Annotated in this window: 15 protein-coding genes; 8 read left to right on the top strand and 7 right to left on the bottom strand. The window is 71.0% G+C overall.

The genetic code is table 11. The annotated features are described in order from the left end of the window. Positions 1 to 893: 893 nt before the first annotated feature. Positions 894 to 2,588 carry an alkaline phosphatase D family protein gene (locus AC067A_RS14965; protein ID WP_478619543.1) on the top strand — a complete coding sequence of 565 codons (1,695 nt, stop codon included), beginning with the start codon at positions 894 to 896 and terminating at the stop codon, positions 2,586 to 2,588. A gap of 610 nt (positions 2,589 to 3,198) precedes the next feature. Here the strand turns inward: AC067A_RS14965 and AC067A_RS14960 are convergent. Beyond that, complete coding sequence (locus AC067A_RS14960) at positions 3,199 to 3,729, bottom strand: 2'-5' RNA ligase family protein (protein WP_478619541.1); 531 nt, start codon at positions 3,727 to 3,729, stop codon at positions 3,199 to 3,201. A gap of 133 nt (positions 3,730 to 3,862) precedes the next feature. Between AC067A_RS14960 and AC067A_RS14955 the strand changes: the two genes are divergently transcribed. From AC067A_RS14955 to AC067A_RS14945, 3 genes are all read left to right on the top strand, one after another. Next, the gene (locus AC067A_RS14955; protein WP_478619538.1) at positions 3,863 to 4,177 is read left to right on the top strand and encodes an ArsR/SmtB family transcription factor; all 315 of its coding nucleotides are present in this window, start codon (positions 3,863 to 3,865) and stop codon (positions 4,175 to 4,177) included. Beyond that, positions 4,174 to 4,584, top strand: coding sequence for an SRPBCC family protein (locus tag AC067A_RS14950; protein WP_478619535.1), 411 nt, complete (start codon positions 4,174 to 4,176; stop codon positions 4,582 to 4,584). Before AC067A_RS14955 ends, AC067A_RS14950 begins: the two co-directional genes overlap by 4 nt. Before the next feature lie 182 nt (positions 4,585 to 4,766). Further along, positions 4,767 to 4,922, top strand: coding sequence for a hypothetical protein (locus tag AC067A_RS14945; RefSeq protein ID WP_478619533.1), 156 nt, complete (start codon positions 4,767 to 4,769; stop codon positions 4,920 to 4,922). 209 nt (positions 4,923 to 5,131) lie between these two features. Here the strand turns inward: AC067A_RS14945 and AC067A_RS14940 are convergent, their stop codons facing one another. Beyond that, the gene (locus tag AC067A_RS14940; RefSeq protein ID WP_478619530.1) at positions 5,132 to 5,716 is read right to left on the bottom strand and encodes a GerMN domain-containing protein; all 585 of its coding nucleotides are present in this window, start codon (positions 5,714 to 5,716) and stop codon (positions 5,132 to 5,134) included. Next, positions 5,713 to 5,910 carry a hypothetical protein gene (locus AC067A_RS14935; RefSeq protein ID WP_478619527.1) on the bottom strand — a complete coding sequence of 66 codons (198 nt, stop codon included), beginning with the start codon at positions 5,908 to 5,910 and terminating at the stop codon, positions 5,713 to 5,715. The genes AC067A_RS14940 and AC067A_RS14935 overlap by 4 nt, the downstream gene beginning before the upstream one ends. A 573-nt stretch (positions 5,911 to 6,483) precedes the next feature. On the opposite strand from AC067A_RS14935, the gene AC067A_RS14930 reads away from it, so the two are divergent. Together AC067A_RS14930 and AC067A_RS14925 are read left to right on the top strand one after the other, a co-directional pair. Beyond that, on the top strand, positions 6,484 to 6,810 hold the full coding sequence (locus tag AC067A_RS14930; RefSeq protein ID WP_478619524.1) for a hypothetical protein: 327 nt from the start codon (positions 6,484 to 6,486) through the stop codon (positions 6,808 to 6,810). Between the two features lie 182 nt (positions 6,811 to 6,992). Beyond that, entirely contained in the window at positions 6,993 to 8,294 is a 1,302-nt protein-coding gene (locus AC067A_RS14925) for an FAD-dependent monooxygenase (protein WP_478619634.1), read from the top strand. Positions 8,295 to 8,755: 461 nt separating this feature from the next. Here the strand turns inward: AC067A_RS14925 and AC067A_RS14920 are convergent, their stop codons facing one another. The 3 genes from AC067A_RS14920 to AC067A_RS14910 all read right to left on the bottom strand — a co-directional run bounded on the left by AC067A_RS14920 (position 8,756) and on the right by AC067A_RS14910 (position 11,108). Next, the gene (locus AC067A_RS14920; protein ID WP_478619521.1) at positions 8,756 to 9,355 is read right to left on the bottom strand and encodes a hypothetical protein; all 600 of its coding nucleotides are present in this window, start codon (positions 9,353 to 9,355) and stop codon (positions 8,756 to 8,758) included. Positions 9,356 to 9,756: 401 nt separating this feature from the next. Continuing rightward, complete coding sequence (locus AC067A_RS14915; protein ID WP_478619519.1) at positions 9,757 to 10,386, bottom strand: DedA family protein; 630 nt, start codon at positions 10,384 to 10,386, stop codon at positions 9,757 to 9,759. Next, positions 10,383 to 11,108 carry a class I SAM-dependent methyltransferase gene (locus AC067A_RS14910; protein ID WP_478619516.1) on the bottom strand — a complete coding sequence of 242 codons (726 nt, stop codon included), beginning with the start codon at positions 11,106 to 11,108 and terminating at the stop codon, positions 10,383 to 10,385. The genes AC067A_RS14915 and AC067A_RS14910 overlap by 4 nt, the downstream gene beginning before the upstream one ends. A 132-nt stretch (positions 11,109 to 11,240) precedes the next feature. On the opposite strand from AC067A_RS14910, the gene AC067A_RS14905 reads away from it, so the two are divergent. Then, positions 11,241 to 12,395: a sensor histidine kinase gene (locus AC067A_RS14905; RefSeq protein WP_478619514.1), complete on the top strand. Its 1,155-nt coding sequence runs from the start codon at positions 11,241 to 11,243 to the stop codon at positions 12,393 to 12,395. Continuing rightward, positions 12,392 to 13,039: a response regulator gene (locus AC067A_RS14900; protein ID WP_478619511.1), complete on the top strand. Its 648-nt coding sequence runs from the start codon at positions 12,392 to 12,394 to the stop codon at positions 13,037 to 13,039. The genes AC067A_RS14905 and AC067A_RS14900 overlap by 4 nt, the downstream gene beginning before the upstream one ends. Before the next feature lie 98 nt (positions 13,040 to 13,137). Here AC067A_RS14900 and AC067A_RS14895 read toward each other — a convergent pair whose 3' ends face one another. Then, positions 13,138 to 14,448, bottom strand: a complete 1,311-nt coding sequence (locus AC067A_RS14895) for a type III PLP-dependent enzyme domain-containing protein (protein ID WP_478619508.1) — start codon at positions 14,446 to 14,448, stop codon at positions 13,138 to 13,140. Positions 14,449 to 14,533: the final 85 nt, after the last annotated feature.

The following is a 14,533-nucleotide window of genomic DNA, read 5'->3' as shown; positions in this document are numbered from 1 at the left end:
CTATCAGGCGTTCGGCCCTCGACGGGCACCCGACACGGTGTGTGATACGGCAACCGGCTGTCACCCGGCCGTCGCGGCGCGACGGCCGGGTGTCTCGAGGCAAACGGGGCGGGATGCTAATGCCGCCGAAATCGATGATTCCGGCAGTGAGCCCTGGACTGATCCCGCCCACCGCCGTCGAGCGAGGCCGATCGCATGCAGCGGACCGACGCGCGGAGGGGGCGTCGGGACCCAGGACCGATCTCGTCTTCGGGGACCATCACGACGTGCCATCCGTGCTGCTGCACGTGCTCGATGACCGTCGGATCCATGTGGTCCGCTTCGTCCCGGTCACCGTGGTCATGGCAGAGGACACAGCGGCACCGGAACGGATCATCAGCCATGTGCGGAGGGTATGAGGTGAGCCTTCAGGCCGATCAACCGGGGTGTGGACCCTCTCAATCGAACAGCGCCATCATCCTTCGCGACGGCTCCCCAAGATCTGTGCCAGAACCGGCGGACGGCGTCGGCACGACCGCCGTGTCATCGGGGGCCGTGGCGGTGGCCGCGGGCCTGGCAGCACTCGCGGTCGCGGTGAAGGTTCGCGGTCGACGGCGGTGACGAGCCGTATCCCTCGCCGGTTTTCGGGGCTGGGCGCAGGAGTGTGGGACCGAGCCGCTCGGCGACGGCCGCGAGAACAGTCGCGGTGACCTTCTCCCTGTTCCCCTTCACGTCGGTGTCGATCTTGACCGTCTTGTCCTCGCCGACGCGGGGCGCGAGCCGACGCTACTCGCGGGTCCGTCGGGCCCGGCGCGGGACGTCCGGGCGGCGCAGCGGCACTGTTTCCGCAGCGGGTTCAGTACCGTACAGAGCGGCTGCTCCATACCGTGCGGAGCGCAGGAAGGGGACTCGTGATGGCCGGTCTGAGGCTGGGACCGCTCCTGCGGCACGTCGACTGGGAGTCGGGCACGAGCGCGACGGTGTGGGTCGAGACCGACCGGGCGTGCACGGCGGAGGTACGGTGCCCGGACGGCGCGGGGGGTTCGGCTCCGACGTTCCGCGTGGCCGACCACCACTACGCGCTGGTGGTGGTGACCGGACTCGTTCCTGGGTCCGCCACGGCGTACGAGGTGCTGCTCGACGGTGAGCGGGTGTGGCCCCTCGCGGACTCGTCCCAGCCACCCAGCACCATCCACACGCCGCCGGTCCCGGCGACGGGCGCGGTGGTCGCCTTCGGCTCGTGCCGGTGGGCGGCGCCTGCCGTGGGCGAGTCCGATCCGGTGGGCCCCGACGCCCTGGACACCCTTTCCGCCCGGCTCGCCGCCGACCCGAAGGCCGAGCGTCCGGACGTTCTGCTCCTCCTCGGAGACCAGGTGTACGCGGACGAGACGTCCGCCGACACCCGCGCCTGGATCGCCCGGCACCGGCGGGCCGCCGGCACCGGCTCCGCCGCCCCGCCGGACCAGGTCGCCGACTACGAGGAGTACACCCACCTTTACGACGAGTCCTGGGGCGACCCCGAACTGCGCTGGCTGCTCTCGACCGTGCCCAGCTGCATGATCTTCGACGACCACGACGTCATCGACGACTGGAACACCAGCGCCGCCTGGGTGGCCGAGATGCGGGCGACGCCCTGGTGGCACGAGCGGATCACCGGCGGCCTGATGTCGTACTGGGTCTACCAGCACCTCGGGAACCTCTCCCCCGCCGAGCTCGCCGAGGACGAGCTGTACGCGGCGGTCCTGGCGGCCGACGACGCCACAGAAGTGCTGCGCGCGTTCGCCGAACGCGCCGACGCCGACCCGGCGTCGGCGCGCTGGAGCTACCGCAGGGACTTCGGTCGCACCCGGCTGCTGATGGTCGACACCCGGGCCGCGCGGGTGCTGGAGGAGCAGCGCAGGACGATGCTGGACGCTCAGGAAGCGGCCTGGCTGCGGACACAGGCCTTCGACGAGCTCGGCGGCGTCGACCACCTGCTGGTCGGGACCTCACTCCCGTGGCTGCTGCCTCCGATGGTCCACTTCGCGGAGAGCTGGCACGCGGCGCTCTGCCGGGGCGAACGCGGCCCGCGCTGGGCGCGCCTCGGCGAGTGGCTGCGTCGGCGGGCGGACCTGGAGCACTGGGCGGCGTTCACCTCGTCGTTCGAAAGACTGACGGAGACGGTCGCCGAGGTGGGAAGGGCCGACACCGCCCCGGCGACGGTGTGCGTGCTTTCCGGGGACGTCCACCACGCCTATGTGGCGGAGCCCGTCTGGACCACCGGGCAGCCGCCGCGCTCCCGCGTCTTCCAGTTCACCTGCTCACCGCTGCACAACTCGGTGCCCGCGGCCATGCGGGCCGGGTTCCGTTTCGGCTGGAGCCGGCTCGCCAAGGGGATCGGGCACCTCCTCGCCCGCCACGGACGGATCGCGCGACCGGCGGTCCGCTGGGAACGCACCGGCGGGCCGTGGTTCGGCAACCAGTTGATGACGCTGACACTGCGTGGACGTACAGCACGGCTGCGGCTGGAGAGGGCCTCGGCGGACGCGAAGCAAGGGCGCCGCGGGACCGACCGCGCGGGAGCACGGCTCATTGGCGTCCTCGACCGGGATCTGACGGAGGGAAGTTGACGTCTCGTCGGACGGCGCGCACCCCCGTCCCGCCTTTCATACCCTCGCCGCCCGGATCCGTACGCTGACGATCCTCGGCCTCCACCAGCAGGTCACCGCCCGGCCCGTCCTGATCGTCACCGGGCCCGCCGCCGTATTTGCGGTGTGGTGCGGCGGGGCACGCGGTCAGACCGTGTTGTTCATGGTCGGAACGGACGGGATGATGGTCCGCCGCCGACTGCTGGTGAGTTGTTCGGACGACTGGCCTTCAGCCGCGGGCCCCTCATGTGCTCCATTCGGTGGGCGAGGCCCGGTCCTGTCACCCCAGCGAGGCGGTGGGGTGCCGAAGGAGAGGCAGAGCGCGCATCACAGCGTGCGCCGATGTCGCGGATCCGGTTCTGCCGGGCCGGGGCCGGGGCCGGGGCTGGGCCGGGGCCGGGGCCGGGGCCGGGGCCGGGGCCGGGGCCGGGGCTGGGGCCGGGGCTGGGGCCGGGGCTGGGGCAGACGCAGCTGCCCGACGGCTAACGGGCGGCGTCCGCGTCCTGAAGCCGCCGTCGCTGCTTGCCCGGGTCCTCCTTCTTCGCCTTCGACTTCGACGAAGGGGCGCCGGCCGGTCGGCGTCGGGGTCGTCTCAGGGGCGGGCCTCCACCACCTCAATGGCACCGGTCTCGGTGTCGTAGCTGCGCAGGCTGACGAGCCGGGCCGAGGGCGGCGGCGGCAGCAGGTCGAGGACGCGCCGACCGGCGAAGGCACCCGCCCGCCGGGTGCGACCGAGGGTGATGTGCGGGCTCCAACGCCCGGGTTCATGCAACGGATTGAGGGTCTCGGACGGACTGTCCGAGACCACCGCCTCCCACACCCGGCGGTGCAAACCGGTCAGCGCGGAGTCCAGCTCCAGCCCCCAGGCCAGCACCGAGGCGGGCCGCTCGAAACGGACCACCCCGGTGAACCGCACCGGCAACGGCAGGACGGCGGCCACCTCGGCGAGCTCCCACCGAATCGAGGCGGTCAGCTCCGGGCAGGACGCCAGAGTCAGATGCGGGCTGTTGGTCGGTGAGCGGTGGTGCGCCTGGCTGGGCAGCCCCGCGTCCGCGAGTCGCCGCCAGGCCTCCCGAACCGCCAGGTCCGCCGCCTCGTCCAACAAAAGCTCGACCGTGCGCACTGCCAAAGCCTATCGAGAGGCCCGGACAGCAGGAGCTCCGGCCCGGTCAGTCGGTCAGCTCCGCCTCGTGGGCGCCCCGACTACGCGTCGGATATTTTTGACGCGTCGGATTTCTCCGACGTATTGTGGGGTCATGCCCACAGACGTGTTCGGCGTGCTGGCCAACCCGGTACGCCGCAGACTGCTCGAAAGCCTGCGGGAGGGACCCCGCTCCACCGGGGAGCTGGCCGGGATGTTCGATCTCGGCAGACCCGCGGTCTCCGAACACCTCGCGGTGCTCCGCACCGCCGGGCTGGTGCGTGAGGAGCCGCGGGGCCGGCACCGCTTCTACCACCTCCAGCCGGGCCGGCTGGCCGAGGTGAGCCAGTGGCTGCATCCCTTCGAGCACTACTGGAATCAGCGCTTGGACGCGCTGTCCGATCTCCTGGACGAGGAAGGCGACTCATGACCGACCGCACCACGATCACCTGCGAGAAGTTCCTGCCCCACCCCCCTGCGGCGGTCTGGCGCGCCCTGACCGACCCCGGTCTGCACGCCCGCTGGTGGGCCGCCGGGGACGTCAGGGCCGTCGTCGGCCACCGCTTCATGCTCGACATGGGCGCCTTCGGCAGTCAGCCCTGCGAGGTCACCGCCGTGGAGGACGAGCAACTGCTCGCCTACCGCTTCGCCGAAGGCACCCTCGACACCACGCTCACCTGGACGCTCCGCCCGGAACCCGGAGGAACCCGCCTCGTCCTCACCCATGCCGGCTTCGACCTCGACTCCCCCATGGGCCGGCAGGCGTACGAAGGCATGGGCAAAGGCTGGCCCCACGTGCTCGACCGTCTCTCCGGCCTGCTGGACGACACGGCCTGACCCGCTCACCGCCGACGGGACACCGCGGTCATCATGCTCCCGCGCGGTCGCGGTCAGCCTTCAGCGCCGTCGCCGCCTTCGTCGAGCCCTGGCGCGTCCGGGTCGCGCGGCGGCCTCAAGACCCGCGCCGGCCGGGGTGGAGCGATGAGGCCGCAAACCTCGGCCGTCCCCTCGCCGAGATCGTGCCGCCACTCCGCGCGGCCGCCGGCAGAGCGCTCCTCAACTCCACCATCGCCGACCGGTCGCTCCTCGGTTTCACCGCCGCCGACCTCACCGAGCAGGCCCAGGCCATCAGCACCGGCGCCCCGTACAAGCTGCGGATCCGCGTCACCGGGTAGAGCCGGCGGGTGCGACCACGGAGCCGGCGTGCATGGCTTGGGCTCACTGTGGGGTCTCGTCGCTCGCGGCAGAGGCCGTGCTCGCTGACCCGCGGCTCTTCAGCTGTCTCAGGGCGAGGGCGTAGCGGTCGGTCTTGCGCCGGCGGCATCCCCTAGCGGTCAACCGGTCAACTCGGCTTCCATGCGGAGCCGATGGCGGCTGAGGCTGGTCAGGGAGTGGGTTCGGCGCCGGTGACGGGCGTCACGACTCCGTTGGGGCCGCAGCGGACGGTCCAGGGCGTCGGGGAGGGGGTGAGGTTCCCGTGGATGCGGATGTCGACCCGGGTGGCGGGGCGATTGCCGGGGATGTGGGCGTGGGCAGCGGTGCAGGCCAGCTGGGCGACGGCGGTGACGTCGAGGTCGCCACTGCTGACGGAGCGGGGGATGTAGAGGTCGACGGCGCCTTCGGTGGTGGTGGCGGTGAGCTGGCCGGCCATGGGCGGGACCTGGGTGATCAGGCCGCGTTCACGCCCGGCCGGGGTGGGGCCTTCCAGGAGGAGGTCGAGGGCCTGTTGGGGGCTGAGCGGGCGGTCGGTGGGGCGGTCGACCGCACGCAGGCCGTACGGGCCGGCGAAGTAGAGCTGGACGGTGCGTGCCTCGGTGCCGGGGCGCTGGATGCCGGAGGCGGGCGCTCCGGCAGGGGTGGGGTCGGTGGGCGTGATGCCACAGCCGACGGTGGTCAGGATGGGGAGTGCTGCCGCGATGGCCCCTGCCAGGGCACGGGTACAGGCACGGGCACGGACACGGGGGGTCATCGGGATTCCGGCGGAGTGGGGTCGAGCGGGAGGGTGAGGGCGAGCGCGGGGATCACCCCGACCTGGGCTGCGGTGAGGAGGGCGGCGATGTCGGCCTGGTCGTCGTCGAGCGGGAAGGAGGCGCAGACGGTCAGGCCGGACGGCTTGCTCGTACCGTCGGCCGGTGCGGGCTTGCCGGCGTATGAAACGGGCATGGCGAGTGCCAGCCACGGGCGGCCGTCGTGTTCGATGCGCTGGTACGCGGCGTTGCCGTCGGCCCGTACGGTCCGGCGTAGCTCGGACGGGGGTGGCGGGCTGTCGGCAGACGCGGAGACGAGGGGGCCGTCTTGGTACGCGGCGGAAGTGTGCCAGGTGTGCGCGCCGCCGGCCCGGTCGAGCTGGAGGGCCAGGGCCCGCAGGTCTTCGGCGCTGGGCGGGAAGGGAAGGCCGGGGGCCCGTCGCCCTCCTCGCCACCGCCGCCGTCTTGGCCGCTCTCTGGGCACTCGTACCCCGCCCCCACACCGGCACTGGGTCAGTCGACATCACCCAGCTGACGGCACGCGACGATCGAGTGTCGGATCACCGCACCCCCATGGCCTCTTACCGACCCCGTACGGCTCCGGCATCCAGCTCGATCACCACGGAACTCGAAGTAAAACCGAAGCGGTTGAAGCTGTGACCAGTGCCCTGTCGCACGGAGCTTGTCCGTGGATCTTGCGTCGGGCTGTGGGGCTTGGAGGGGGTCCCACCTTGACGCTCCGGATCCGAATCCGCTGTTCGGTTTCCGCGTGCAGAAGGATGCCCAGCGTGGTCAGCCCGGCTTCGCGGTCCTGGTGGGACGGGACCGCATCTACGTGCGCTGGCCGGAGTTCGAGGAGGGAGAGGTCTTCTTGATGGAGCTCGGGCCGGACGGACGGCGGTTGCGGCAGGCCATCGTGACGGCGGCCGTGCTGCGCGATGCCGGCCTTCGTCTTCAGGCGGCTCGGGTTCACGCTGCTCGTGCGCGGCAGGCGCGGCCGGTGGTTTCGGACGCGCCCCGGTCGCTGCGCTTCCAGGGGAGTACACGGCTGCATCTGGCGAGCGGAGCAGCCTGCTGCCCCTCGCCGGCCACCTGAACCATCCGCTGGTCGCCTCGGCACTGCGAGAGCTGCGGGCCCGTGGCGTCGGCTCCCGGGGGCCTCTGAAGGGCGCGCGGTAGTGTCCTGAGCGGCCGGCGCAGAGCACGGCATCCATCAACAAGCTTTCGAAACTCGGCCGTTGTGCTGAGGTGGGGGGTCATGTGAAGCGGGCCATCGTCATGGGCGGAAGCTACGGAGGGCTTTTCGCTGCCCGTGTGCTGAGCGACTACGCCGAGGACGTCGTGGTGGTGGAGTCCGATGACATAGCGGAGGACGGGTTCGGTCGGCACGCTCCGCAGCGGCATCAGCTCCATGCTCTGCTGTCCATGGGGCATACGCAGCTGGAGAGGTGGTTCCCCGGGATCACCGAGGAGCTGGTGAAGGGTGGCGCCCTCCTCGGCGAGGGCGATGACGTGCAGTTCTATCTGGACGGGCGCCTGAAGGCCCCGGCGGTGGGCGCACGCATGCTCGGCGCCACCCGGCCGTTTCTGGAGAGTCACCTGCGGCGCCGCGTCGCCGCTCTTGAGAACGTGCGGTTCAGCCAGGCGCAGGCCACCGGCCTCGTGTTCCGCGAGAGCCGTGTGGTGGGCGTGGCGACTGCGGCGCCCGACAGCGGCGACGGGGCCGGGGAGACGTTCGACGCAGAGGTCGTGGTCGACGCGATGGGTCGGAACAGCCCTTTGGAGGAGTGGCTTGTCCGGGACGGCTGGGACAAGGCGCCCGTGGACAGCATGAGGATCGACCTCGGATACGCCACCGCTGCCTTCCGCCGCGGTGATGAGCTGGGCAGCACGGTCGTCGCTCACTCCAGTCCGGGGCCCGCGAGCGACTACCAGCCCAAGGTGACGGAGCCCGGCGCCGTGGTGGGGGTGGAAGGCGAGCGCTGGTCGGTCGTCCTGGCCGGCTACGCCGACTACCGGCCCGGCCCCGACCCCGAGGAGTTCCTCCGCAGGATGCGCCGCTGCGTCGCGCCGATCCGGACGGTGGCGGACGTCTGCGAGATGATCGGCGACGTCAAGACGTACCGCTTCGTCGAAAGCCGCCGCCGGGTGCACTCCCGCCTGAACCGGTTCCCCGGCGGCCTGGTCGTCGTGGGAGACGCTCTGGCCAGCGTCAACCCGGTCTACGGGCAAGGCCTGACGCTGGCGGCCCTGGCGGCCAACGCCCTCGGCGCCCACCTCCGCACCAACCCCGACCTGCGCGATCCGGCCTGGGACTACTTCCGCCTCGTCGAAGCCGTCGTGGACGGAGCATGGCAGCTCTCCACTGCCGCCGACCTCGCGCAGCCCCACGTCACCGGTCCCTACCCCCGCGGCTACCGCGTGCAGAAGTGGGTCGCCGACAAGCTCACCGAGGCGTCCGTGCTCGATTCCGCCGTGAACACGCAGTACATGGGGGTCGTGAACATGCAGCTGCCGCCGAAGGCCCTGACCGACCCCCGTTTCCTGGCCCGGGCTGCCCGCGTGCTGCTCAGCAGCTGAGGCAGCCGCGCATGGGGGGACGGGCTCTCGAACCGCGTCGCGGAGCTCGTCCCTGGACGTTGTCGACACTCGGGGTCTCCGGCCGTGACGGAGATCTGCCATGCCCCTTCGCTGCGACAGCAGCAGGACCGCCCGGCGCAGCACCGCCCGGCGGTCCTGCGCCGCCCTCAGGAAGTCACCGGCAACGTCTCGCTGACCTGCCGCTACTACGTCATCAGCCGGACCTGTTCCTACAAGTGGCTACGTCGGACCAGGACGAAGGCCCGGGTGATGGTGGAGCGGTCGACTCCGAACCAGCAGGCCGGCACGTCGTGGGTGGCCCCGCGGTCGAGAGGCCGGCTTGGCCTGGTGACGCTCATGCCACAACGGGCGCAGTTCAGTGATGAGTTCAGCGATCACATCGGCCGACAGGCCCGTGATCCGGCGATTGACGACGATCACCGCACGAGTCGCGGTTCCCCTCACCCGGCCATGGTCAAGCATCCGAGGCTCGACGCCTCACTACTTGCCGTGCACGAGCTCGTCAGGTCGCCCTCCGACAGTTCGGGCAGCGCGCGTTCGTGTGCCACCACGTCGCCGGAGGAGCAGAGAGGACCCGCGATGTCCTGCGGGACGATGGGGTCTTCATGGGCGTGCCGTCCGGGGCGTGGGCGGTGACCCGCACCGGCCACGCTTCTGGCATGAACACGGTACGGGCCGCCACCTGCGCTCCCGCGTGGGTCAGCGCGATCCGTCTGCCGCTCGACGTCTTGACGCACTCGGCCGTAGCTGACTGAAATCCGTCGGAGCCGAGTGGAGCGCCGACGGCTTCCGCTACGCGACCATGCCGTCCCGACCGGTAGCGTGACCGGCACTGGCCCCCTTCGACGATGAGGCTGACATCCCGCGGGCGAAGCCGTCCTCGGCGGAACGCGCTCGTCGCACGCCGACGGAACGGCCCAGGCGTCGGGCCGATGTCTTGACCGCTCGGTCAACGAGCAACGGGCGAGAGGTGCGGCCCCTATGGGAAAGTCCGTGACCGGTTCGCTTACCTCCGGATGCCCGGCCTCGGCATGCAGCATCAAGGTGCAGCGGGGAGGGTGATCCCATGACCATTGTGGTGCTGCGAGAGCTGCGTAGGGAAAACCGTGAAGGCGCCCTCTCGGGCGAGACGACGGCATCCGTTGCGGTCCATGCCGCGCTCCCTGCCTCCGACCTGCCAGGAGCTCCCGGCGACATGACCGTCTGCGGCAGGCCCACAGCCGACATGGAACGCGTAGCGGACCAGCCCGAGGGACCTCAAGTCCCCTGGCTATCCGAAAGTCATCTTCGCCATGGCTGCTCGGCCTGCGTGCGCGCCCTGGCTCCCCTGCCGCGGGGCCGTTGATCGACATCGTGTGACAGCGAACATCACGCGGTGTCCCCCGCAGCCGATCGCGAAGAGCCTCCAGGCCCTCGGTCAAGCGGAAGAAGGCCCGGTCTGCTACCGGCGCCCAGCCGGTGACAGCATGCGGGTCCGGCCGCGGTGGCGCAGCTTCATCCATCCCAGGATCGCCGCCAGGGCGGCTGCGGCCGCGGCGAGGGCCGGGCCGCCGAGGGTGAGGGCGTGCTGAAGAGATGCGGTGGCTGCGTATCCGGTGCCCGCTTCGAGGGTGGCCCACAGCGGAGCGGCGGCGAGGCTGTAGGGGGCGATGCGGTGGTAGGGCACGCGTGTGGCGCCGGCGAGGTGGGGAACGAGGGTGCGGATCACCGGCAGGAAGCGGGAGAACAGGACGGCCTGGCCGCCGCGGCGGGCCATCAGCGACTCTGTGCGCTGCCATGCGGCGTCGGGCAAGCGGCGGCCCAGACGGCCGGTACGCAGGCGGGGGCCGAGCGCGCGGCCCGTGCGGTGGCCGAGGAAGTCACCCGCAACCACCGCGCATGCTGCGGTCGCGATCAGCAGCGGAAGGCTGAGCTGCCCTGTGCGGGCCAGTGCGCCTGCCGTGAGAAGCAGGGTCAGGGTGGGGACGAAGGCGCCGATGAGCAGGACCGACTCGGCCATGACCGCCAGGACGACGATCGCATACGCTCCTGCCGGCGGGACGTGGCCGAGGGCGGTGGTCAGAGCGTTCACCGGTCGGCTCCGGATGCGGTGCGCTGGGAGCTGGGGATCGCAGGCGCCGGAAGCGTGAGCTGCCAGACCCTGGCAGGGGGAAGGTTCGCCCAGACCGTCCAGCATCCCGTGGCGTACTGGCGCTGGTAGCCGCGCAGCACCTCTTCCACTGCTTGGTGGCGGCGCGTCTGCGCCCGGGACGCGAGCAGGGAGCGGGCCAGGCGGGTGCCGAGGTAGGCGAAGTAGGTCAGAGTGCCGCCGGGGTGCAGCAGCTCGAGGTACCGGTCCATGATCGTCTCGACCTGGAGGGGCGTGAAGTTGGCGAAGGGGAGGCCGGAAAGGATGACGTCGTAGCGCCGATCGGCATCCAGGTCCTCCACGCGCCGGGGGTGGACACGGACCTGCTGACCGCGACCCGCGAGGTGGGGGTGCGTGTGCACGAGATGGTGCAGTCGGGTGGTGAAGCGCGGGTTGGCCTCGGCGATGTCCAGGCGGCTTCCGGGCGACAGCCGGGGAATCAGCGCGCGGGTGACCGCCCCGGTCCCCGCGCCTGCCTCGAGGATGTTCAGGGGTCGGTCCGCCCGGGCGCGCACAGGGTCGGTCAGAGTACGGGCCAAGGAGGGGCCGCTGGGTGCGATGGCACCGGTGGTACGGATGTCGCGAGCGGCCTCGAGGAGAAACATCCATCCCTCGGCATGGCGCTGTGCGATGACACGTTCGTGTGAAGAGGCCCACTTTTCCATGGACTCCACGCTAGAAACCGCACTGATCCTTGGAATCCGCCAATGTGAGATCACCTGCCCCTACGAAAGTAGGGGATAGAGGTGGACGATGGCCTGAGGTCGTTCCGCCCACCCGATTCTAAAATTCCCAGGGTGAAAGCAAGCTGGACGCTCTCTTCCGGATGGAGCACGTACGCCCGCCAGGGGGTGGTGGTCCTGGCGACCGCCACCGCCGTCCTCAACGGTGCGGTGACCGCCGACGGCCAGTACCTGACGCCGCGCACCGCGGTCGCGGCACTGAGCGGTGCGGCGTTGCTGGCAGGTCCCAGGCTTCCGTGGTTCGTGGCCCCGCTCGTAGCGGTGGTGGCAACAAGCCTGTGGGGGTGGCCGATGCTGTCGCTGTTCCTCGTCGCGCTGTTCGACCTGGCCACGGGCCGCCGCATCGCGATGGCCGTGGGCAGCTGTGCCGTTGTCCTGGCTGCCTCCCCCGTGGCTCCGGAGGCGATCTCCTTGTGGCGCCCGCAGCAGTACGGCCCTGTCCTTTTCATGCTTCTGGCCGTGGTGGGCGGGCTCTGGATGGGCAACCGCCGCCGTCTGGTCACGGCGCTGAACGCCCAGGTCGAGCATCTGCGCGTCGAGCGAGAACTCCGAGAGGAGACGGCACGGGCCGCGGAACGTTCCCGCATCGCCGCCGAGATGCACGACGTGCTCGCCCACCGCCTCAGTCTCATCGCCCTGCACACCGGAGTCCTGTCCACCCGTGCCTCGGCGCTGCCCGCCCCGGTCGCCGAACGCCTCAGGCTGCTGCGCACCGCTTCCACCGAAGCCCTGGCGGACCTGCGCGACGTTCTGGGGGCCCTGCACGAGCGCGGCCCCACCACCGGCGCCGCTCCTCCCGCTCCCGTCCTGCGTGACGTCTACGAGCTCGTCGAGCAGGCGCGAGAAGCCGGCCAACAGGTCGAACTCGAGGTCAGCGGCCAAGCCGAACAGGCACCGGCCGCGCACCGCCTGGCTCTCTACCGTCTCGTCCAGGAAGGCCTGACCAACGCCCGCAAGCACGCAGCCGGCGCACCGGTGCGGATTCGTCTGGAGTACGGAGCGCCCGCCACCGTAGTGGAAATCATCAACACCGCCGGTGAACCGGCCGAGCACACCGCCCCGTCCGGTTTCGGACTGGTGGGCCTGGCCGAGCGCGTCCACGCCCTCGGCGGGCACCTGCACGCAGGGCCTCACGGAGCCGGATCCTGGCGGCTCGCCGCCCGCATCCCCCGGCCCGCGCCCCCCACACAGAACGGCTCCCGCCCATGACCCGCGTGATGATCGTCGACGACGACGCCTTGGTCCGCCTCGGCCTGGCAGACCTCCTGGAAGGCGACGAGAACATCAGCGTCGTCGCTCAGGCCTCCGACGGCCTGCAGGCGGTCGAACAGGCCACCGCGCACCGCGTCGACGTGGCCTTGGTCGACGTCCGGATGCCCCGCATGGACGGCATCACGGCCATCGCCCACCTGCGCGCCCTGCCCCATCCGCCGAAGGTCATCACCCTGACCACCTTCGACCTCGACGAATACGTCTACGACGCCCTGACCGCCGGAGCCGACGGTTTCCTGCTCAAAGACACGGACCCGGCCGAGATCCTGCGCGCCGTCCATCTGGTCGCCACCGGCTCCGCGATGCTCCACCCCGCCGCCGCCCGCCGTCTCATCGACCGCTACCACCGGTCCGGGCTGCCACAAGCCGCCAACGCCCGCGCCCGGCTCGACCAGCTCACGCCCCGCGAATGCGACGTCCTGGCCCTGCTCGCACAGGGGGACACCAACGCCGACATCGCCGCCTCCCTGGGCATGCGCGAAAGCACGGTCAAAGCCCACGTCAGCCGCATCCTCACCGCTCTGGACGTCACCAACCGGGTGCAGGCCGCGCTCCTGGCCCGCGACGCCGGTCTTGCCTGACGCGCCCGCGCTCCCGCGAAGGTGAGACCGGGCCGAGTGGGCCTGACCGTGCTCCTGGGCCGGGCCCCATCCGCGCCCGAGCCGGTGGACCTATGCGGTCACAGCCCCAGCAATGCTTCGGCATGACACCCACCGCTCTCTTCCACCAGTTCGTCCACCGGCTGGGGCGTGCGCACCGGAATGAGCACGGTGTCCCCGGCTTGGTGGAGGACTCCGTACACCCCCGGTCGCGGCAGGCTGTTGTACGCCCACGGCGCGGAGAAGTAGTAGGCCCCGGTGTCGTGCAACACCACGAGGTCGCCTTCCGAGAGTTCGGGCAGCAGGCGCTCGTGCGCCACCACGTCCCCCGCGAAGCAGAGGGGCCCGGCGACGTCCTGGGGCACCGCGGGAGTCGTCTTGAGCATGCCGTCCGAGGCGTGACCGGTGATCCGGACGGGCCAGGCGTCAGGCATGAACACCGTACGGGTCGCGACCTGCGCTCCGGCGTGGGTGAGCGCGATCCGCCGGCCGCCCGAGGTCTTGACGTACTCGACCACCGCCGCGGTGAAGCCGTTCTTGGCGAGCAGCGACCGGCCGAATTCGGTGACCAGCTGGTAGCGGCCGTCGAGCAGGGCCGGTTCGACATCGGTGAGGACGTGGACGTAGTCCTTGAACGTCGGCTTGGTCGTGTCGTCGGAGAAGTTGACCGGCAGTCCTCCGCCCAGGTCGAGGCTGGTGACCTGGCGTCTGCCGACGTACTCGTTGATGTCCTCCGCGAGTCGGTGCAGCGCGGCGAGTCCCCTCGCGATCAGTGGGAGGGGGCAACCCTGCGAGCCGACGTGGGCGTGGAGGCGGGTGAGCCAAGGGCGCCGCAGGAAGGCTTCGAGCACGCGTGCACGGGCCCCGGGGTCGTCCAGGGCGACCCCGAACTTGGAGTGGGGTGTCGCCGTGCTCATGGCCGCGATGGTGCCGACCCCGACCTGCGGGTTGACGCGCAGGCCGATGACGGATCGGGAAGGGTGGGGACGCAGGGCGTCGATGCGATCGAGCTCGTCGAGATTGTCCGCGTTCAGCGCGATTCCCAGGGTGAGCGCCTCTCGGATCTCTGCTCGGGTCTTGGCCGGCGAGTCGAGGACGACGCGCTCGGGGGTGAATCCCGCGGCCAGTGCCAGGCGGGTCTCGCCGGGGCTGGCCACTTCGCAGCCCATTCCGGCGTCTGCCAACAGCCGCAGGACCGGAACGAGCGGACATGCCTTGACGGCGAAGGCGTGCAGGACGTCCGGCACGTGGGCGAAAGCGTCATGGAGTGCGGTGACGCTGTCGCGTACGCCCTGAATGTCGATGAAGCCGGCGACCGGGTGACTCTCTCCCACGACGCCCTCCATCGTTGCTTTTCGCAACGCGGCCTGAACTTTTTCCTGGTGCAGCATGCGTCTTTCCCTTCCCTTCCAGCGGGTGCGGCGCCCGGTCACCTCGGGTGAGCGGACATGAGGGGCGAGGACCGTGCGCCGGTGG

This window comes from Streptomyces sp. NPDC043176 (assembly GCF_056436715.1).
The sequence above is the reverse complement of the archived record's forward strand: the minus strand, read 5'-3'. Positions and strand labels throughout refer to the sequence as shown.